This is a genomic window from Nocardioides sp. NPDC087217, assembly GCF_044744805.1.
Taxonomy (GTDB): domain Bacteria; phylum Actinomycetota; class Actinomycetes; order Propionibacteriales; family Nocardioidaceae; genus Nocardioides.
Map to the genome: position 1 here is coordinate 1,009,483 of NZ_JBIUZB010000001.1, position 20,064 is coordinate 1,029,546.

Genomic DNA, 20,064 nt, shown 5'->3' on the forward strand with positions numbered 1-20,064 from the left:
GCCTCCCCGATCCCTCGATGCCGCCCGAGCAGCCTTCACGTGAAGTGTTCTACCCGCGACCACCGACATCTAAACCGAATCAAGCAAAGAATCTTCGTGCAGTCAGGCCCGGCCGTCTTAGCTCAACAGGGTCAGAAGCTGGTCAATGACCCCGGGCGCGGCGGCGATCGTGGCGGTCGAGGTCAGGTCGTGGTCTTGACCGTCGAGGTCGGTGACTCGTGCGCCAGCCTCGCGGGCGAGGAGAACACCGGCAGCGGTGTCCCAGGGCTTGTTGGAGAGCATCACCGAGGCGTCGAGTTTGCCCGCAGCGACCCAGGCGAGGTCGATGGCGGCGCTGCCGAGCATACGCACGCGTTGAGCGCGGGCGGCGAGAACGGCCGTGATGCCGAGGCGGACCTGGTTGCGGGCGTCGGCGTTGGGGCCGGTCGCGTAGTCACCCATGGCAACGATGGCCGATTGCAGTTCGGCGCAGGCGCTGGCACTGATGGGGTCTTCGCCTCGGGTAGCGCCTTGTCCGCGTATCGCGGCGTACCGGATGCCTTCCGCCTGGACTGCGATGAGGCCGACGACTGGTTCGCCGTGGTCGAGGAGGGCGAGGCTGACCGCGGTCAGCGGGACGCCGTGGGTGAAGTTTGCGGTGCCGTCGATCGGGTCGAGAACCCAAGCGAGGCCATCGGTGCTGCCGCCGGTCTCTTCGCCCAGGAACCCCGCCTCGGGCGTCGTTCGGCGGAGACAGTCGCGCATGGCCCGTTCGATGGCAAGGTCGGTCTCCGTGACCGGGTCCCGGTCGCCCTTGAAAGCGACGGCGTGGTCCCTGCTCGCCCGCAGGATTGCGTCGGCAACGTCGACGGCCTCGTGGGCGGCAGTGAGGTACTTGTCCAGGTCGGACATCAGGCGGGTATCTCGCTTCCTCGGGCCCAGACGTCGTCGAAGATCTGGCGGTAGGTGGAGTAGAGCGATGGAGTGCCGATCAGGGGCTGCATCACGAAGGTCGGGCTGTCGAGTCCGCGCCCGCGGGGCAGGTAGGGCTGAACAATCCCGAGATTGCCATCAACGAGCATCACCTGGAAGCGGACGGTCTCGTCATAGAGCCTGACCCGGACGCGGTCGGCTGCCTCGGGTGGCAGGCTGGCTCGGTGCTTGGCGATGACCTGGAGGTTCACTCGGGTCCACTCCGACAGATGGCCCTTGGCGTGGCCCTCCTCAGTGTTGCGGACTTGGATCGCCTCACCGTCGGGATCCAGGAACAGCAGACGTACGTGGGCACGAGTGAGCAGGTCGGCAAGGTCGCCGTCGGAGTACTGCTGGCACAGCAGATTGTGGGAGAGCCCTAACCCGTCAACCTCTGTGGCGGCGTCGAAGAGTCGGCTCGTGGAGAACTCACGGAGGAACGCCGGCCGGTTCTGGAAGACGTGAGTGACTCCAGCCAGATCACCCACGGTCGCCGGTGTCGGGCGGTCGCTGCGCTCGCGCACCAGTGGCATCCCTGGTTCCCACGTCTGGGTGAGTTCTGCGACCTCCCAACCGGGGAACATGCTCGCCAGCACCCTGCGGTGTCCCGGGTGGGGACGGGTGCCGAGGTCACCGTTGAGCCAGCGGTAGAACGTTGCCCGGCTTGGAGCCTTCATCTCTGGAGAGGCGGTCCGAGCATGGCGGTTGTAGTCGCGCACGAAGACCGCGTACTGCGCGCTATGAGTCCGCTCCAGCAACGCCTTGAGCACCGTCGTTGGCTGATCAACCTGCACTGAGCGAGCCGCTTCCGTAGGCACGATGAGACTCCATGAGACCGAAACCGGACCAATATGAGACGAATTGAGACTAACACGAGACAAACCCCCGCTTAGCGTGAAGTCATGACTAAACGCCACGTCATTCTCGGTGCTCCACGATGAGGGGCGCCGAGGGGGCAACCATCCAACGCGGAGCGTTGGTCGCTCGCCGGGCAGGGCGCCCTCGCGTGCTGCCTCAGGCTGCCCGAGGGCGGCCGTCGCTGATCGAGCCGCGTGAGGAGATCCTCGACGTCGCAGCAGGCCTGTTCGTGGAACGGGGCTTCGCGGCGACTTCAACCAGAGAGATCGCCGAGGCGGTAGGGATCCGGCAAGCGTCGCTCTACTTCCACTTCGCCAACAAGGAGGAGATTCTGGGCGAACTGCTCCAGCGATCGATCCGGCCCACGCTCGACAGGATCGAGCGGATCGAGGCGCTGGCTGCTGAGACCGGCGCGGGGCCGGAGGTCCTGTTGCACGTGCTGGTCGTGCTGGACGTACGCACGCTTGCCGCAGCGCCGCGCAACGCAGGCGTGCTGAGCCGGCTGCCAGAGGTGCAGCGCAAGGATGTGTTCGGACCGTTCGGCTCTGCACGCAATGAGCTCCGAGACGCGTATGCGCGTCTGGGAATGCAGATCACGGACGGTCGAGCAGTAGCGATGACTCCTGACCGCGACCTCCTCGGCGCGCTGTTGCTCCAGTTGGTCGAGGTCGTCATCGGCATGCGTTCGCACGGGCACCGGATCACGCCGGCGATCGAGGCGATCGTAGCCGCGTCATGTCTTCGGGTCTGTCTGACTGACCAATCGCGAATCGATGAGGCGGCTGCACGGGCGGCGGACCTGATCGGGTCTTTAGAGGCATGATCCCAAGAACCGGTTGCCGGCCTATCACGGTGGTGGTGGGTCGGCGGCTGCAAACAGGGCGCGAGAAGTTGAGCCAGGATAGCGCGGGGGGTGGCGTGGTCGGCTGCGGCAGCGGGCGACGGGTCGGTTGGGCGATTGCATGAGGCATCCGGGACAGCGAGCCTCAGGCTCGCCGCACCGACGCCGCCCAGGTGTGATGTGAGGTCAGGCGCGGCTGAAGCGATCCAGAAACGTCCGTAGATTGCCAAGCGCTTCATGATCCACACCTGGGAGTCCTTCGGTGTAGCGAGTCGAGATGACCTTAGTGCTCAGGGTGATGCCCTGGAGTACCTCCGTAACGGCTGCGCGGACCAGGTCAATTCGATGGAATCGAGTCGTGAGGAAGCGGTCGGTGTGGATGAAGAAGTTCCAATCGACGGAGGTGATGTCGTCCATGTACGTGAGATCAGGAGGAGGGAGCAGAGCCCATGCCTCTTTCGCAACGTCCGTCATCGAAGGGTGCACGTCTACATCGTGGTACAGCAGCCACGACATCCCCTGAAGCGTGCGTTGGACGACTTGGCCCTCGAGGTCTGTGAGCTTGGCGATCTGGCTCGGGACCCAGACAAGATTTGGCACGAAGGAGTTGAGCAGAGGTCGTCGGCTCGCCAGTGGGCCACCATCCGCAGTGACTCTCCAAACATGCGCCGCGACGAACTCAGTTCCCATCCGGCGTCCGTTGAGGTGGGGTTGAGCAGGCGCGTGGATGTCTAGCGAACGGGGAAGCCCCTTGATCATGGAGTTGTCATCTCGCAAGTATCCCTGCGAATCGGGGCTTGACCACTCGTCAGGCTTGCCCTTTCCTCCGCGGGCAGAACTGTCCCGGGCTACGAATGGAGTGAGCACCGGCAAGGTGGCGTACAGATCGACCGGGAACCAGATCGCTGTTGCGGCAATCAGCGAACGTGCAACTGCCCCGAACCGGCGGTCGGGATCGTTAGCGAACAGGTCTCGCAGGAACCGATAGATGAGATCGTCGCCATGGATCACCTTCCGGTTGGCCGCCACGTCCCCAACGATGGCACGCCAGGTCGTCTAAGGCCATGGAAGTCATCAGAGCCAAGGGCCAGGTCGACCCTGAGGTGGGCCTGGGCTTCGGGCTACGTGCTCGTGCACCAGCGCCGCAGGACGGCTTGAGTCAGCGGGAGTGATCAACGGAACTGGACACGCCAGGGCTGCCGTGTTCGAACATCAGCTCCCCTCCCGTAGGATGCAGTCATGGCGGAGCAGCGCAACTTCAGGTTCATTGACCTCTTCGCCGGGATCGGCGGCTTCCATGCTGTGATGAAGGCTTTCGGTGGTGAGTGTGTGTACGCCGTCGAGATCGACAAGGCCGCCGCTGCTGTCTACGACGCCAACTGGGGCCTCCACGGTGGAGAGTCGGCACTGGGTGACATCACCCAGGATGCTGACGACCAGCGCCACATCATGAACGTCCCTGAGCACGATGTGCTCTGTGCAGGGTTCCCGTGTCAGCCGTTCTCCAAGTCTGGTGCTCAGCGCGGCATGGATGAGGCCCGCGGGACGCTCTTCTACAACATCGCTTCGATCATCAAGGCGCACCATCCGAAGGTCGTTCTACTTGAAAACGTCCGCAATCTGATCGGCCCTCGTCACGAGCACGAATGGCACGTCATCATCAAGACGCTCCGCCAAGAGGGCTATCACGTCTCGTACAAGCCGGCGATCTTTTCCCCGCACCTGCTGCCCGAGCACCTGGGCGGAACGCCTCAGGTTCGCGAGCGGGTGTTTATCACCGCCACCTACGCTCCTCATCGGGTTCCGCGGGAGCCCGATGGGAGCATCGCAGAGTTTGAGATCGGTCCTGCGCCGGTTGCGGAGATGGCGAAGCGTTTCCCCCGAGAGCCCGGGTCCGCGGATCTCTTCGACCCGGGGCATCCGGACCACGGCTGGGACCTCGATCGGCTCTTGGACGACTCGCACAACATCGCCGGTTGCACGCTCACGCCGGCTGAGCGTCTGTGGATCGACGCTTGGGACGAGTTCAAGACGATGATGTACGACCGCACGGGTGAGCACCTGAAGGGCTTCCCTTACTGGGCAGATTCGTGGCGTGATTTTCAAGAGGTCGCACAGCTGGTGCGACGCCCGTTGCCGAGTCCCGAGCGCGATGCGACCACGGGCAAGTATGAGCCGCTTGGCGACATGCCGAAGACCTGGATGCCCGCTCGCGTCACTAGGCCAAGCATCGACCCCGAACTGCCTGAGTGGAAGAAGAGCCACCTTCGTCGTAATTACGACGCGTTCGAGGCGCATTGGGGGGACATTCTCGCTTGGGCATACCGTTGGGGGGTTTACACCGAACTCTTCCCGGCGTCCCGTCGCAAACTCGAGTGGCAGGCGCAGGACACCAAGCGTCTGTGGGACACGATCATGCATCTCCGGCCATCGGGCATCCGTGCCAAGAGGCCGACCTATGTCCCGGCTCTTGTCGCGATCACCCAGACGACGATCGTTGGCCCACGTGAGCGTCGCATGTCGCCCCGCGAGACGGCCCGTCTTCAGGGTTTGCCGGACTCGTTCATCTTCCCAAACCAGAGGGACGCTGCGACCTATAAGCAACTAGGAAACGGCGTAGCGATTGGCGCCGTGCAGCACGTCTTCCGCGAACATCTCCGACGAGACGCGTCGATTTTGGCGAACTACGACACCGACGGGGTGGAAGGTCCGAACGGTGAGCCGTACGATGCGAACGGCGTGGGTAAGTGGCTTGCTGAGGCAGCGGAGCGGACGACGCCGGCTGTCGTTGAGCAGTTCCTCAGCCAGCATGTACCCGCGATTGAACGTGGGTGAACCTCCGGATTCGTGAACATCACGGGCCTGGATCTGATGTAGTACGCCTGTGCGCGCTGTTCTTGATGACCCGTTCTTTATCCCCGCGGAGTCACTTGGGGAGGCGCTCGGACGCATACACGCTCTGACGGGCAGGGCGCCCAGCGCTAGCGTTGGTGGTACCCGAGCCGGCAAGCGGGCCCTGGTTGCTCTGCGTGATTCGCTTGAACTCGACGTCGACGTCGTCCGCACCCCAGCCGCGATGGGAAAGGCGATTGCGTCGCACCTCGATATTGTCTGGACAGATGACCGTTTCGTAGTCAAGAACATGGTCACGCTCGACGGATTCAACGCGTTGCTCGAAGGCGCCACGCGCGCCTTCTACGCGGGCTCTCTCCGCCAACTCAAGGATGAGGCACCGGTAGCGCTGCGCGGGGAGGAGTGGGATGCTTTCGAGCCTGCGCGCTCTAAGATCGAGGCGGTCACGCGCATCGCCGCCTTGACGAACGCACCACGAGAGACGCTCGGACCAGGATCGAAGGAACACAAGTCGGTCTTCGTGAACCTTGCAGACGCCCTCTTTCCGGGCGATTCGCGGATCGATAAGAGCAGCAAGACCAGACTCGGTGCATCCCTCGCAAGCGTGCTCAACGTGCCATGGACTGACGACTGCGCCTCAACGGGTGAGACGATCCAGCTCCCTGGCCTCAACACCATCCTCGCCGGCGCCGAACGAAAGCTCGGACGTCTCGGTGCGGTGGTCTCCGACATGCTCGCCACACCGGAGGCCGAAGGCGACGCGCTTGCCGCTGCGCTCCAAGCGGGTCTACCCAACTACTGGGACGGCAGGAAGTCGGTCAAGTGGCTCGCGGACAACAGCCTGCGTGGCGCGAACGACAATGAGTGGCAGGGTTTCTTCGGGGAGCAACGTGCTCGGCAAGTGCTCGGTGCCGCATATCAGCCCAAGGTTCCAGGTCCGCGAGTAAAGTATGGCAACACGGTGTTCGATTACTCGCTGAACTGGGTCTGGGACATCAAAGTCCATGTCGAACTCCAACGTTTCCCCGAGCGAGTGAAGACCAACAACGGAGCGATGTGGCTCAACGACGAGCAAGCCGTGTGGCAGTGTGTGCAAGAGCAGGGCCTCGGCTTCCTCACTATCAGTGGTGCTGCCGAGATGGATGCCGACGGCGAATTTGTGGTTTGGCACAGAGAGTTCAAGGCCGCCGCGACGGGCAAAGCGCCGGCACCGTCGAATAGTGGCATTAGCCGCATCAGGAAGTCGGCCTTCACCCCGCTCCATGTCGAAGCGTTCTGGATCCCCAACCCTCCAGCACTATCAGCAGCGATTGCCGGTGGTGAGGTTCGTGTGCAGGAACAGCCACCCCAGGCGCCGAAGAAGGCAGGGGAGCGCGGAGCGACTCGAGAGCCCAAGTTCATGATGAATGTTCGAAAGGCACGACGAGGAATTCGAGTCGCTCGACACGACTGGCCGGCGGCGAGGCAGACGTAGCCGCGTCTTGTTAGGCGAGCAGCGAACGCAACGCAGCACGGACTGCTTGAATGCCATCGAGAGTGACGGTGGAGCCGCCACCTGAGGCGGTGCCGCGAGAGTCGAAGGCCGTGTTCCACGTCATGCCGGCGCGCTTCACGATTCGTTCACAAGCATCAGGCATTGAGTGATACGGCAGGCCAAGCCGTTCGGAAGCGGTCCGGAAGACTTCGGAGGGGAGGCTGCTGCCTACCGAGACCTGCTGTCTGCGAACTCCTAGGAGGAGGCAGATGTCGTCGATGACGTCTTGCTTTGTTTCGCCCCCGTGAAAGCCGTGCTCACCCTTGCGCTCGCGAGCTTGTGCGGCGTGTCGTGGTTTCTTCGTCGCCTCGACGGCTTCGCAGCCGTAGGGGCAGAAGGCTGAGTTCCTGCCATGTTTGCAGTTGGCATACTTGGCCACAGTTCGCAGCCTAGCGCCGTGTGTTGGTTGGTGGTTGAGATTCTTGCTCGTAGTAGAGCGTGCGGGGAGTTGTTGTATGAGCGCTAAGTACACATCGTGGGCGTCTTCGCCATCAGCCCGGTCAACGATGCAAGGTAACCGGCGGCGTGACACCAAGCCGGAACTGGCGGTGCGGCGCCTGGTGCACGCCCAGGGTCTTCGCTACCGAGTGGACGTCAGGCCGATTCCCGACCTAAATCGACGAGCAGACCTCGTCTTCACCCGCGCGAGGGTTGCCGTAATGATCGATGGGTGTTATTGGCATGGCTGCCCCGACCATGGGACGCGGGCGAAGACCAACGACGAGTACTGGTCGGCAAAGATTGCCCGAAACGTCGAGCGCGACCGCGAGACGAACCAGCTGCTGAGTGAGGCCGGGTGGGTGGTCGTACGAGCTTGGGAGCACGAGGACCCAGCGCTCGTTTGCAGTCGGATCGTTGCATCTGTGCGGGCGCGAACGTAACCCCGTCGTCGCTTGCGTCGCACGTCGGTCGGGCTGGAGCTCGTCGAGTGGACTGCAACACGAATCTGCGCCCGGCTACCGGTCGGGATCTGCCTCGGTCGCCGCTTGGGCGTCTAGATTCGAGCGTCACAAATCTCCGATTCCCTGGGGCCACTCTCGAGCCGATGAGGCACAGGCCAAGCAGCGGAACTCAACTACGCTGACCCCATGACCAGGGGGCCGCGGCGGGCGACGGTGAAGGATGTCGCGGCGCTGGCGGGGGTGTCGCCGAAGACGGTCTCGAACGTGATGAACGAGACGGTGTTCGTACGTCCCGACACCCGCGAGAAGGTGCTGGCGGCGGTCGCGGAGCTGGACTTCGTACCGAACCTGAGTGCCAGGAGCCTGCGGAACGGGCGGACCGGGGTGATCGCGCTGGCGCTGCCGGACCTGTCGACGGCCTTCTCGGCCGAGATGGTGCACTGGGTGGTGCAGGTGGCGCACGCGCGGGGGATGGCGGTCCAGATCGAAGAGACGGGCGCCGAGCCGAAGCGGGAGCACGACCTCGTCTCGCGTGCCCGTGAGCACCTTGTCGACGGCCTGATCCTCAATCCGATCCGGCTCCAGGACAGCGTCCTCGTCCATGACGATCAGCTGCCGCCGGTGGTGCTGATCGGGGAGGTCGAGCAGCACAAGGTCGACCGGGTGCTGGTCGACAGCCGGCAGGCGGGGTACGAGGTGGCGGCTCACCTTCTGGACCAGGGCGCGCGGAGGATCGCCGTTCTGGGTGGGGCGAGGGGTGCCGATTACGCCCCGGCTACCAGCGTCCAGCGGCTCGAGGGTTACCGCGGGGCGCTCGATGAGCACGGCGTCGCGTACGACCCTTCGCTGGAGGTGGATATCGCGGACTGGTCGATGGTGGGTGGGGCAGCGGCGGCGGAGGAGTTGCTGGCCCGCGGCGTCGAGTTCGACGCGGTCATGGCGTTCACCGACTCGATCGCGTTCGGCGCGGTGCACGTGCTCCAGGAGCATGGGCTCGCGGTGCCGGGCGACGTCCTGGTGAGCGGGTTCGACGATGTCGAGCACGCTCGCTTCATGAATCCGACGCTGACCACGGTCGCCCTGGATCGGCGTGCGTACGCCGAGGCGGCGGTCGATCTGCTGCTGACCCGGATCGGCGACCGTACGTCCCCACCGCGCGCCGTCGCGATCCCGCACGAGCTGGTCGTGCGGGCAAGCACTACGCGGTAGCTAGTGGGCGGTCCGGCGGCCGCGGGCGATCCACGCGCCGACGAGGATGCCCAGCAGGTAGCCGATACCCGCACCGATGAGGAGCGTCGTGCTCATCGGGCGAGTGGCTTTCGGGACGTCATGCTTCCCATTGGCACTCGTGATCGAGACCTGGTCGGTCGGCGTCGGGAGGGATCCACCGAATAGGGGAGGAAGAGACACTTGCCCACATCATTACAACGATGTAATAGTGCGCATGCAACGCTAGGAGATCTATGACCCACGCACGAATCACCATCGACCGTGACTTCACCATCGCCGACGTACCTCGTCGTCTCTTCGGCTCGTTCGTCGAGCACATGGGGAGGTGCGTCTACACCGGCATCTACGAACCCGGCCACCCGACGGCCGACGACCGCGGCTACCGCAAGGACGTGCTCGAGCTCGTCCGCGAACTGGGCCCGACGGTCGTACGCTACCCCGGCGGCAACTTCGTCTCCGGCTATCGCTGGGAGGACGGCATCGGCCCGGTCGGGGACCGGCCCCGCCGCCTCGACGGCGCCTGGCACACGATCGAGACCAACGCGTTCGGGCTCCACGAGTTCGTCGGGTGGGCCCGCGAGGCCGACGTCGAGGTGATGGAGGCGATCAACCTCGGTACGCGCGGGGTCGAGGAGGCGCGAGCGCTGGTCGAGTACGCGAACCATCCCGGTGGGACGTACTGGTCCGATCTTCGCCGGAAGAACGGGGCCGAGGAGCCCTTCGATATCAAGCTGTGGTGTCTCGGCAACGAGCTCGACGGGCCGTGGCAGATCGGCCACAAGACGGCGCACGAGTACGGCCGGTTGGCGCAGGAGACGGCCAAGGCGATGAAGCTCGTCGACGACTCGATCGAGCTGGTCGCGGTGGGTTCGTCCAACCGCTACATGGACACGTTCGGCTCGTGGGAGCACACCGTGCTGACCCACGCGTACGACGAGATCGACTACATCTCGATGCACGAGTACTACCAGGAGCGCTCTGGGGACGCCGCCTCGTTCCTCGCCGAGGCGGTCGGGATGGACGCGTTCATCGACGGCGTCGTCGCCACGATCGATGCCGTCAAGGCGGCCGGCAAGCACACCAAGCAGGTCGACATCTCCTTCGACGAGTGGAACGTCTGGTACTACGAGGGCCTCGACTCCGAGGACCAGCCCCACCAGGTGAAGAAGGAGTGGCGCGAGCACCCGCGGCTGATCGAGGACACCTACTCCGTCACCGATGCCGTGGTCGTCGGGACCCTGCTCAACAGCCTGCTGCGCCACGGTGATCGCGTACGCATCGCCAACCAGGCGCAGCTGGTCAACGTGATCGCGCCGATCCGCTCCGGGGAGGGCGGGCCGGCCTGGCGGCAGACGATCTTCTGGCCGTTCGCCCGGATGGCTTCCCTCGCCCGCGGACAGATCCTGCGGCTCGCCGTCTCCGCCGACCAGATCCCGACCGAGAAGTTCGGCGACGTCGACGTCATCGACGCTGCCGCGACCTGGTCGGAGCCGGACGGTCGGGTCGCCCTCTTCGTCGCCAACCGTGGGCTCGAGGAGGCTTCCGAGGTGACCGTCGATCTGCGCGGCCTCGGGGTTTCGCGGGTGGCGAGTGCCGAGGTTCTCACCATTCCCGAGGGCGGCGACCGGCACACGTCCAACGTGGAGGCCGCACCCGATCGGGTGGGGCTCGTGCCGCTTCGCGACGTCGGCGTCCAGGACGGGAGCCTGCGGCTGAACCTTCCGCCGTTGTCGTGGGCGGTCGTCGAGCTCGAGGTGTCGGTGTCGTGAGGCCCGAGGTTGACCTTGACCGTCAGTGAGAGCGAGCTCCTCCGGCTGGCGGAGAAGATCGGGGAGAAGGCAGGCGCCAGGTTCGTACTCGGCATCGTCGGTCCGCCGGGGGCGGGGAAGTCGACGCTGGCGGAGCGGCTGCGCGACGTACTCAATTTGACCGCGCAGGTTGCGGTGGTCGCGCCGATGGACGGGTTCCACCGGAGCAACGCCGAGCTCGACGCGATGGGCGCGCGGGCGCGGAAGGGCGAGCCGGACACCTTCGACGCCGAGGCATACGTGGCGGCGTTGCGACAGGTGCGGGGTCGCGGACGAGTCGAGTGGCCGACGTTCAGTCGGATTACGGACGAGCCGGTGCCCAGCGGGGTGGTGATCGACGGCGAGCCGATCGTGATCACCGAGGGGAACTACCTGCTGCTGGCGGATGGGCCGTGGAAGGACGTGCGCGGCCTGCTGGACGAGGCATGGTTCGTCGACGTCCCGGATGACATCCTCGTGCCCCGGCTGCTCGAGCGGTTTCTTGCCGGCGGGAGGTCTCGGGCGGAGGCGGAGGCCAAGATCGCCGGGAGCGATCTGCGCAACGCCGCGCTGGTGCGGGCGACGCGGGATCGAGCAGATCGGGTGCTCTGATCCTCAGTCCGCCGACGCGGCGCAGTCGATCAGGAACGACATCAGCTCGGTGGCGTCGTCGGTGGTGACGAGGGTGTCGAGGGCGTGGTCGAGCTCGAGGCGGCGGGCGCCGGGGATGCTGATGGCGTCGAAGCCGTTCGAGATCAGGATGCCGGTCATCATCAGCAGGGCGGTGCGTTCGTTGCCGCCGGCGTAGAACCGGGTCCGCGCGGCGGAGCAGAAGTAGATCAGTGCCTGGAGCCGGGGGTCGTCGGTCTCGGCGAGGCGCTCCCGCAGTGTGGCGAAGCGGGTTCGGAGCAGCTCGCTGCCGTTGCGACGCAGCGTGCCCTCGCCGCGGAACCGTCCGGCGTCAGGCGTCTCGTGGAGGGCGACGATGCGGTTGAGGCGGTCGGACGTCGATTTGTCGATATGGAACCTGCCGTAGCCGATCAGGTCGCGAAGCGCGCCGTACGCCTCGTTCAGCGCCAGCACCTGCAGCTCGTCCGCGGCCCGATGGCCACCGACGGTGATGCCGTCGAGGAGGGAGCGGACCTCGGGAAGCGTGAAGCTGTTGCCCTCGAGTGTCGCGGCGTTCCAGATCAACTCAGGCAGGGTCGCGCGGAACCGGCGCCAGGCGCGGTCGGTGTCGCTCGGGAGGATGCGGGCGGTGTCGACCTCGGTCCACCAGATGCCGGTGTCGCGCAGTTGGGCATCACGGTCCGCGACCTCCCGGTAGGAGTCGTCCGTGGTCGCCTTGCGGGCGGCGTACGTCTCGGGGTCCGGTGCCCAGCGGGGCTGCTTGGTCACCATGTCCGGATCTCCTCGCGGGCGCGGGCCGCGGCGTCGCCGCCGACCGAGATGGCGTCGATCGCGATCTGGATCGGGGCCGCGTAGACCACCCGGTCGCGCTCGAACGTGCCGAGGAACAGGTCGGGTTCGGCGGCGGCGATGACCACGGTGGAACGGTGCGGGGCGGATGCCGGCCGGAGGGCTCCGCCGGTGAGAAGAGTCCGGATCGAGCTCGGATCCTCGCACCACAGGACCGAGATCCGGGGGACGGCTCCATCGAAGGACGGGAGGTCCAGGCCGGCCGCGCCGGAGAGCGCCCAGCGCTGGCCGGAGGCGTCGCCGGCGGAGGCGAGCCGGCCGATGGTGGCCTCCCCGCCGAGTCGGACGGCGTCCGGTCGGTGGAGGACGCCCGAGGCGCGCGCGGCCTCCTCGATGATCTGGACCGGGTCGCCGTCGGCCCAGGTGTCGAGCCGGGCGGCCCACTGTTCGATGTCGGCGTCCACCTCCGCCGGGTAGTTCTCGTCGAGGATGGCTCGCGCCGCCGCGGCGGCTGCTGCGGATGCCAGCGGTGAGGTGCTCATCGTCAGGTCGAGCCCGCAGGCGGCGGTGATGTTGTGGAGCGTCGCGACCGACGGGCTGACCTGGTCGTTGAGGATCCTATGGACCGTCGACGCGGCCACGCCCGCGCGCGCCGCCACTTGGCGGGCGTTGAGGCCCGAGTGCTCGATGCACTCGGCGACCAGGCGGCCGACGTCCGATTCCATATATGCAACTCTAGGTCGAGGTGTTGCATATATGGAACAGGCGCGGCGACGTACCTTTCTTCTAATGTGTGCGCCATGACGCGACCGATCACGCTGCTCGTCGAAGGAGAGTCGGACAAGGCTCTGGTGGAGGCGCTGGCTCCGCGCTACGGAGTGGAGCTGACCGAACTCGGGATCGAGGTCGTCTCGATGGGCGGTGCCGGGAACGCGGGGCGGTTCATCCGGGAGACGACGGCGGCGGGGCACCGGGTCGGCGGCCTCTACGACGAAGCCGAGGAGCACTTCGTCACCAATGCGCTCGGCCGGCAGGTCGGCGAGGACCTCTCCGGCCAGGGGTTCTTCGCGTGCCGGCGCGACCTGGAGGACGAGATGATCCGGGCCATCGGCGCCGCGCGGATCGTGGAGATCCTCGAGGCCAACGGTGAGGGCGGCAAGTTCCGTACGCTGCAGAACCAGCCCGAGCACCGCGGCGAGGAGGTCGCCGACCAGCTGCATCGCTTCTTCGGCACCGCGTCGGGCCGCAAGATCCGCTACGGCACCATCCTCGGCGAGGCCGTCGAGATCGAGTCGATCCCGGACCCGCTCATCGGGCTGCTGACCTGGTGCTGGGGCTGAGCTAGGGCTCCATGTCGTCGTGGACGACGACGCGGGAGAGCTCGATGGTGCCGTCGGGGCACTTCCAGAAGTGCAGCCGGCGGGCGCTGGGGGTGTGGATCTGCATCGAGACCCGGTAGCAGACCGCGCCGTCGGGGCGGGACTGTGGCGCGGAGTTGCCCCCGGCGGAGGTACGCAGCTGGTGCAGCTCGCGGCCGGTCGACTGCTCCGCGAGGCCGGTGAGCACCTCCATGACCACGTCGGCGATCTTGTCGACGGCGATGCCTTCGAGTGCGTCGACGCTGTCGAGGAACCGCTCGCCGATCGCGTAGTCCGGCAGCGGCCGGGTCGGTTGTTCGCCTACGGGGATACGGCGGGCCCAGGCGGCCTCGACCAGGTGACGGAAGCCGCGCTCGCGGTCGGCGAAGACCGGCAGAGCGACATCGGGTGGTGCGGTGCGCTGCTTGGCGCGACGCAGCTGGGAGCGCATCCGGGCCAGCTCGGCGTCGCGGGTCTCGACCTGGCGGGCCGCGCGGGCGAGGTCCTTGGCGAACTGCACGCGCTCGTTGCGCAGCCCGGAGACCTGGTCGCGGAGCTCGGCCAGTTCGGCCTCGAGGTGAGCCTTCTCGGCCTTGATGGCGGTGACCTGCAGCGACATCGACTGCACCGCGGCCTTCTTCGCCGGCGCGGTCTCCTTCTCCGGCATCGGCGCGGGCTCGGGCGGAGGCGCCGGGGCCGGACGGACCGCGCGGACCGGCTCGCCCTTGCGGCGCGGCATCATCGCGGGGCTCGGGATCGCCGGCCTGGGCGGAGCCTCGGCAACGGGCTCGACAGCCATCGCGACAGCCGGCTCGACCGGCTCGACCACCGCGGCGACCTCGGCAGACGCAGGCTCGGGATCGACGTGCTCGACGACGGCGGGCGGTGGAGCATCCGGATCGAGCCAGGGCGGGCCACCGGCGTACAGAGCCAGGGCCTCGCGGGCGGTGTCGTGCTCGCGGACCTCGCGCAGCGACAGCCGCCACTTGGGCCCGGTGGCGATGACCCGCGCGAGCACGACCTCACCGGGGGTGAGAAGCGCCGAGAGGTCGTCGTCGGGGTCGCCGGTCACATCGGAGCGGAAGAGCTCGACGGTGACGTCGGGATGCAGGCGCAGGTCGGCCGAGCCGGCCAGCACGGAGCGGACCTCGGCGGGGACGACGTCCCCGGCGGCGTACGTCTTCAATGCCTCTTCGGCGGTGGGGCGGCTCTCTCGGATGTCGAGCCAGCGTGACTTCTTCTCCAGGACGCCGTCGACGTGCATCCCAGGGGCGAGTACGCGCTCGATCGGCACCCCGGCCTGGGCGAGCTGGGGCGGGACCGAGGCCATGTCGCCCCCATCGAGGGCGACCAGAGCGCGCTCGCTCATGATCGAGCGCACCGTGCCGGCCCGGCGCTCGCGGGTGGAGGCGGTGCGGGCGCTGTCGAAGAGCCCGGCCGCCGCGGCCATGTCGAGAGCGTCGTCGATGAGCTGCCCGGTGAGCTTGGGGCCCTCGGACTTGCTCCACGCGAACCGCAGCGGGGCCTGCTTCAGATCGATGTTCCACCCCAGGCCGACCGGGTAGACCCGTCCGGCGCCGCCGTAGACCTGCGTGCCCGGCGTCATCTTGTTGGAGAAGGCCCAGGTGTGTCCGCCGGTCGTGACCAGGTAGAGGTCGGCGAGGTCGCCGATCTCGGCCGCGATCCGCTCCACGTCGGCGTAGGGCTCGGTGTGTCCTGACGCGACCGTCACCACCACGGTCGGCTTCGTGCGGGAGTCGCCGTTGAGCAACGCCGCCAGCGCCTCGGCCTCGGACGTGTTCGTCACGCGTTTGATCGCAGACATGCCCCTCCTTTTACAAAAACGTACAGCGAACGGAAAGCGGACCGACGTCAACGACCCGGCCTTTGAGGGAGCATTCGTCAGAGCCGATACCGGGGGCGGGTGTCAATGACGCGGCCGTGTCATATTTGCCTCGCCAACTTGTCTAGAGCCGTGACGCTTTTACGACATTGGCAGGTATCTGCCGCGCTCCGGCGCTTGGAATGACTGCGCCTGTAACAAATCGAGAGAACGCTCTCCCGTGGCAATAATCGATCCGTCCGCATTACCCGGGAATGTGCACGATCTCTGCTCGCGGGTTTTGCCGACGGTTTCCGCAAGGAGACCCACCTTGAGATATTCACGCCTCGGCCGATCGGCCGTAGCAGCCACAGGCATACTCGCCGCCACGGCTGCGATGCTTGCCACTCCCGCATTCGCCGGCACCCCTACGGCCGACGACAAGGCCCCCGCGGCCAAGCTCACGTCCACCCTCGAGTCGAAGTTCGAGAAGTCGGAATCGACCGACTTCTGGCTCCGGTTCTCCGACAAGGCCAACCTCGGCCCGGCCTCCTCCATCGACGACTGGACCGAGCGTGGCCAGTACGTCGTCGACGCGCTCGAGAAGACGGCGAAGGCATCTCAGGCCGGCGCCGTCGCCGAGCTCGACGCCGCCAAGGTCAGCTACAAGACGTACGCGATCTCGAACGCGATCCTGGTGAAGGACGGCTCCGAGGACCTGGCGCTGAAGCTGGCCGCCGACCCGGAGATCAAGACCGTCCACGAGCGGGCCAAGCTCTCGCTCGTGGAGCCGGTCAAGGAGGAGACGGCCACCAAGGCGCCGCAGGGCATCGAGTGGGGCATCGACTTCATCAACGCCCCCGAGGCGTGGGAGCAGGGCGCGACCGGCGCCGGCATCGTGGTCTCCAGCGTCGACTCCGGCACCGACTACACCCACCCGGCCCTGGTGAACCAGTACCGCGGCAACAACGGTGACGGCACCTTCACCCACGACTACAACTGGTACGACGCCTACGGCGACTGCTCCAGCGGTCCCTGCGACCTCGACGGCCACGGCACCCACACGATGGGCACGATGGTCGGCGACGACGGCGCCGGCAACCAGATCGGTGTCGCACCCGACGCCGAGTGGATCGAGACCAACGGCTGCTGCGGCACCGACGCCGGGCTGCTCGAGTCGGGCTGGTGGCTGCTGGAGCCGACCGACGCCGCCGGGGAGAACCCGGACGTCGCCAAGCGCCCGCACGTCATCAACAACTCCTGGGGCTGGAACGGCGTCGGCTACATCGACTCCTTCTTCGACGACGTGAACGCCGCCTGGAACGCAGCCGGCCAATTCTCCTCGTGGGCCTCCGGCAACCCGGGCTCGATGTGCCAGGGGACGTCGTCCCCGGGCGCGAACGTGCTCACCTACTCGGTGGGCGCGGTCGACTCCTCCGGCGCCGTCGCCTCCTTCTCGGGCCGTGGCTCGGGCCAGAACGGCCTGGTCAAGCCCAACATCGCGGCGCCGGGCGTGAACGTACGCTCCTCCCTCCCGGGCGGTTCGTACGGCAGCTACAACGGCACCTCGATGGCCGCCCCGCACCTCGCGGGAGCCGTCGCGGCGCTGTGGAGCTACAACCCCACCCTGATCGGCAACGTCGAGGAGACCCGCCGCCTGCTCAACGAGGCGGCGACCGATGTCGACGACACCACCTGCGGTGGCACCGCCGAGAACAACAACGTGTACGGCGAGGGCTACCTCGACCTGGCGCGCCTGATCGCCCTGGCTCCGGCCGAGGGCGGCACGGTCGCCGGCACCGTCACCAGCGGCGGTGAGCCGATCGAGGGCGCGACCGTCGAGCTCGACGGCGAGGCTCTCGACCGGACCCTCACGACCGACGCCGAGGGCCACTTCTCGGCCGGTGTCTTCGTGGGTGACTACGACCTGACCACCTCCGCCTTCGGGTTCGTCACCGAGACGGGGTCCGCGACGGTCACCCAGGACGCCACCACGACCGTCGACTTCGACCTCGCCGAGGCTCCGAAGCACACGGTCAGCGGCACGGTCACCAACGCCAGCACCAACGCCCCGATCGCCGGGGCCGAGATCCAGCTCTCGCCGGGCAACCTGTCCGCGACCTCGGGTGCCGACGGGACCTACTCGATCGCGGGCGTCCCGGAGGGGACGTACACGATCTTCACCGAGGGGTCCGGCTGTGCCGAGGCCACGAGCTCCGAGATCGAGGTCACGGGCGCCAAGACCCACAACGTCAAGGTGGTCTTCTCCTACGACGACTACGGCTACTTCTGCTCGGAGGGCTCGAGCGGCGTACGCTCCGGCACCACCGCGCTCGGGCTGGAAGGTGACGACGCGGCCGCCTCGGTCGACCTGCCGTTCAGCTTCCCGCTCTACGGAGGCAGCTACGCCAAGGCGTACGTCGCATCGAACGGTCACGTGAACTTCCTCGCGTCCAGCACGGCCTACGCCAACGGGGCGCTGCCGTCCACGGCCGTGCCGAACGCGGCGATCTACCCGTTCTGGGACGACCTCGACGCTCGCGGTGAGGCCGACGTGTTCACCGCGGCGACGACGGTCGACGGCGTGGACGCGTTCGTCATCGAGTGGCGTGACGTCTACCCGCTGAGCAGCTCGGACCTGCTCGACTTCTCGGTCACCCTCTTCGAGGACGGCCGGGTCGAGCTGGGCTACGGGGACCTGCCCACCGGCGACCGGGCACTGGGCGGCTCGGCCACGATCGGGATCGAGAACGCCACCGGCACGATCGGCACCCAGTTCTCGCTCAACACCGCCTCGCTGAGCGACGACAAGTCGATCACCTTCGACCTGGCCTCGATGGGCACGGTCTCCGGTGTCGTCAAGGACTACAACACCAAGGAGGGCATCGACGGCGCCGAGGTCACCCTGACCCCGACCGCCGGCGGGTCCGTCAAGACGGTCGAGACCGGCGCCGACGGCTCCTACAGCGTCGACCTGGTGACCGGTGCGTACGGCGTGAGCTTCACCGCGCCCGACTACGACCCGATCAGCCGCAACCTCACCGTCGCCGAGGACACCACGCTCACCTCCAACGCCCAGCTCAAGGCCGGCCGGCTCGCCGTCACTCAGACCGCGCTCAACGCCAGCCTCGCGATGGGTGGCTCGGTCTCCCGCAACCTGAAGATCGCCAACACCGGGTCCGCGCCCGTCGAGGTCGATCTGGGTGCCAGCGGCGAGGAGATCGTCATCCAGGGCGACAAGACCGCCTCGGCCGGCGTCACCAAGAGCGTCACCACGAAGGCCACGACGGTCGAGACCAAGCCGGGTGCCGGGTCGAAGGCGTCGGGCCTGACCTCGTCGAAGTCGGGGAGCAAGCTGGGTTCGTCGGGTCAGCCCTCGGTGACCGCTCTCGCGCCGACCCCCGCGGGTGAGACGACCCTGTCCCACTCGAGCTCGCACGAGGTCGTGATGTCCAGCTCGGTCGCGTGCCCCTCGGGGACCACGACGATCCTGCGCACCTACTCTCCGGGTGACTTCGGGGTCTCCGGCGGCTTCACGCCCACCAGCGTGAGCTTCGCGGTCCAGGAGTCGGCGAACGGGAGCACGCCGGTGACGGCGACGCTCTACACGCTGCCGGAGGGCGCGGCGTTCACCTTCGCCAACCTGACCCCGATCGGGTCGGGTACGACGACGGTGACCGGTGACTTCGGGGCGACCTACACGGTGCCGATCGCGGCGTCGGCGGAGATCGCGCCGGACGACATCCTGGTCGTCTCCGTCGCCGGTGGTGCGGTCTACTTCGGTGGCAACGCCGCCGCCGAGACCTCGCCGACCTACCTGGCCTCCGACGCCTGCGGTACGCCGGAGCCGACCGACGCCGCGGAGCTCGGGTTCCCCGACTCCAACATCATCCTCGATGTGACCGGTGAGACCGGTGGCGGCGGTGGCGTCGCGTGGCTGGACGTCCAGCCGCCGTCGTTCACGCTGGCACCGGGCAAGTCGGTCACCGCGATCGCCACGTTCGCGGCCACGGTCGACCAGCCGGGCACCTACACGGCCGACGTGGTCATCGGGAACAACACTCCCTACACCGTGGCGCCGGTCCCGGCGACCATGATCGTGAAGGCGCCCTCCGGCTGGGGCAAGGTCACGGGCACGGTGACGGGTTCGGGTGAGGCGCTCGAGGGTGCTGTGGTGGCCCTCGACGGCGTGTCGTACGACGTGACGCTGCGGACGGATGCGGACGGCACCTACGGGTACTGGATGCAGAAGTCCAACGCGCCGCTCCAGGTGGTCGTCGCGGCCGACGGGTTTGTCCCGGCGACCAAGAAGGCGCAGATCGTGGCTGGTCAGACGACTGTCTACGACTTCGACCTGAAGCCGCTCGACTAGCACTCGACCGGCTCGACAGCGAGGCCCCGGGCACCATCCGGTGTCCGGGGCCTTCGCGTGTTTGTTCGGAACGGCTCTGGCACGGCTCGAATGTCGGTGCTGCGGTGTACGATCGCGGCGCCTGCGAGAACAACCCC

Annotated in this window: 16 protein-coding genes; 9 read left to right on the forward strand and 7 right to left on the reverse strand. The window is 67.0% G+C overall.

The window, feature by feature from the left end:
• Window positions 1–117 precede the first annotated feature (117 nt).
• Window positions 118–891 carry an inositol monophosphatase family protein gene (locus ACIO3S_RS05015; protein WP_400460193.1) on the reverse strand — a complete coding sequence of 258 codons (774 nt, stop codon included), beginning with the start codon at window positions 889–891 and terminating at the stop codon, window positions 118–120.
• Window positions 891–1,769, reverse strand: coding sequence for a DUF5919 domain-containing protein (locus tag ACIO3S_RS05020; RefSeq protein WP_400460195.1), 879 nt, complete (start codon window positions 1,767–1,769; stop codon window positions 891–893). The genes ACIO3S_RS05015 and ACIO3S_RS05020 overlap by 1 nt, the downstream gene beginning before the upstream one ends.
• Before the next feature lie 188 nt (window positions 1,770–1,957).
• Between ACIO3S_RS05020 and ACIO3S_RS05025 the strand changes: the two genes are divergently transcribed.
• Entirely contained in the window at window positions 1,958–2,632 is a 675-nt protein-coding gene (locus tag ACIO3S_RS05025) for a helix-turn-helix domain-containing protein (RefSeq protein ID WP_400460197.1), read from the forward strand.
• 204 nt (window positions 2,633–2,836) lie between these two features.
• On the opposite strand, the gene ACIO3S_RS05030 is transcribed toward ACIO3S_RS05025, so the two are convergent.
• A complete protein-coding gene (locus ACIO3S_RS05030; RefSeq protein ID WP_400460199.1) occupies window positions 2,837–3,679 on the reverse strand; it encodes a hypothetical protein in 843 nt (280 codons plus the stop codon).
• A gap of 210 nt (window positions 3,680–3,889) precedes the next feature.
• Here ACIO3S_RS05030 and ACIO3S_RS05035 point away from each other — a divergent pair, with 210 nt between their 5' ends.
• A complete protein-coding gene (locus tag ACIO3S_RS05035) occupies window positions 3,890–5,485 on the forward strand; it encodes a DNA cytosine methyltransferase (protein WP_400460201.1) in 1,596 nt (531 codons plus the stop codon).
• A 49-nt stretch (window positions 5,486–5,534) separates the two neighbouring features.
• Entirely contained in the window at window positions 5,535–6,977 is a 1,443-nt protein-coding gene (locus tag ACIO3S_RS05040) for a hypothetical protein (protein WP_400460203.1), read from the forward strand.
• Between the two features lie 10 nt (window positions 6,978–6,987).
• Here ACIO3S_RS05040 and ACIO3S_RS05045 read toward each other — a convergent pair whose 3' ends face one another.
• A complete protein-coding gene (locus ACIO3S_RS05045; RefSeq protein ID WP_400460205.1) occupies window positions 6,988–7,416 on the reverse strand; it encodes a hypothetical protein in 429 nt (142 codons plus the stop codon).
• Between the two features lie 76 nt (window positions 7,417–7,492).
• On the opposite strand from ACIO3S_RS05045, the gene ACIO3S_RS05050 reads away from it, so the two are divergent.
• From ACIO3S_RS05050 to ACIO3S_RS05065, 4 genes are all read left to right on the forward strand, one after another.
• Window positions 7,493–7,918, forward strand: coding sequence for a very short patch repair endonuclease (locus tag ACIO3S_RS05050; protein ID WP_400460207.1), 426 nt, complete (start codon window positions 7,493–7,495; stop codon window positions 7,916–7,918).
• A 207-nt stretch (window positions 7,919–8,125) separates the two neighbouring features.
• A complete protein-coding gene (locus tag ACIO3S_RS05055; RefSeq protein ID WP_400460209.1) occupies window positions 8,126–9,148 on the forward strand; it encodes a LacI family DNA-binding transcriptional regulator in 1,023 nt (340 codons plus the stop codon).
• Window positions 9,149–9,402: 254 nt separating this feature from the next.
• A complete protein-coding gene (locus tag ACIO3S_RS05060; RefSeq protein WP_400460211.1) occupies window positions 9,403–10,938 on the forward strand; it encodes an alpha-N-arabinofuranosidase in 1,536 nt (511 codons plus the stop codon).
• A gap of 15 nt (window positions 10,939–10,953) precedes the next feature.
• On the forward strand, window positions 10,954–11,568 hold the full coding sequence (locus tag ACIO3S_RS05065) for a nucleoside/nucleotide kinase family protein (RefSeq protein ID WP_400460213.1): 615 nt from the start codon (window positions 10,954–10,956) through the stop codon (window positions 11,566–11,568).
• 3 nt (window positions 11,569–11,571) lie between these two features.
• On the opposite strand, the gene ACIO3S_RS05070 is transcribed toward ACIO3S_RS05065, so the two are convergent.
• A complete protein-coding gene (locus ACIO3S_RS05070) occupies window positions 11,572–12,357 on the reverse strand; it encodes a hypothetical protein (RefSeq protein ID WP_400460215.1) in 786 nt (261 codons plus the stop codon).
• A complete protein-coding gene (locus ACIO3S_RS05075) occupies window positions 12,351–13,100 on the reverse strand; it encodes a helix-turn-helix domain-containing protein (protein WP_400460217.1) in 750 nt (249 codons plus the stop codon). The genes ACIO3S_RS05070 and ACIO3S_RS05075 overlap by 7 nt, the downstream gene beginning before the upstream one ends.
• A gap of 75 nt (window positions 13,101–13,175) precedes the next feature.
• Between ACIO3S_RS05075 and ACIO3S_RS05080 the strand changes: the two genes are divergently transcribed.
• The gene (locus ACIO3S_RS05080; RefSeq protein ID WP_400460219.1) at window positions 13,176–13,715 is read left to right on the forward strand and encodes a TOPRIM nucleotidyl transferase/hydrolase domain-containing protein; all 540 of its coding nucleotides are present in this window, start codon (window positions 13,176–13,178) and stop codon (window positions 13,713–13,715) included.
• 1 nt (window position 13,716) lies between these two features.
• On the opposite strand, the gene ACIO3S_RS05085 is transcribed toward ACIO3S_RS05080, so the two are convergent.
• Window positions 13,717–15,558, reverse strand: a complete 1,842-nt coding sequence (locus ACIO3S_RS05085; protein WP_400460221.1) for a hypothetical protein — start codon at window positions 15,556–15,558, stop codon at window positions 13,717–13,719.
• A 328-nt stretch (window positions 15,559–15,886) separates the two neighbouring features.
• Between ACIO3S_RS05085 and ACIO3S_RS05090 the strand changes: the two genes are divergently transcribed.
• On the forward strand, window positions 15,887–19,927 hold the full coding sequence (locus ACIO3S_RS05090; protein WP_400460223.1) for a carboxypeptidase regulatory-like domain-containing protein: 4,041 nt from the start codon (window positions 15,887–15,889) through the stop codon (window positions 19,925–19,927).
• Window positions 19,928–20,064 lie beyond the last annotated feature (137 nt).

Bases quoted from the DNA above. Each gene is read 5' to 3' on its own strand.
- ACIO3S_RS05080 (WP_400460219.1), top strand. From the start codon at position 13,176: ATGACGCGACCGATCACGCTGCTCGTCGAAGGAGAGTCGGACAAGGCT.
- ACIO3S_RS05035 (WP_400460201.1), top strand. From the start codon at position 3,890: ATGGCGGAGCAGCGCAACTTCAGGTTCATTGACCTCTTCGCCGGGATC.
- ACIO3S_RS05050 (WP_400460207.1), top strand. From the start codon at position 7,493: ATGAGCGCTAAGTACACATCGTGGGCGTCTTCGCCATCAGCCCGGTCA.
- ACIO3S_RS05070 (WP_400460215.1), bottom strand. From the start codon at position 12,357: ATGGTGACCAAGCAGCCCCGCTGGGCACCGGACCCCGAGACGTACGCC.
- ACIO3S_RS05085 (WP_400460221.1), bottom strand. From the start codon at position 15,558: ATGTCTGCGATCAAACGCGTGACGAACACGTCCGAGGCCGAGGCGCTG.
- ACIO3S_RS05060 (WP_400460211.1), top strand. From the start codon at position 9,403: ATGACCCACGCACGAATCACCATCGACCGTGACTTCACCATCGCCGAC.
- ACIO3S_RS05055 (WP_400460209.1), top strand. From the start codon at position 8,126: ATGACCAGGGGGCCGCGGCGGGCGACGGTGAAGGATGTCGCGGCGCTG.
- ACIO3S_RS05015 (WP_400460193.1), bottom strand. From the start codon at position 891: ATGTCCGACCTGGACAAGTACCTCACTGCCGCCCACGAGGCCGTCGAC.
- ACIO3S_RS05075 (WP_400460217.1), bottom strand. From the start codon at position 13,100: ATGGAATCGGACGTCGGCCGCCTGGTCGCCGAGTGCATCGAGCACTCG.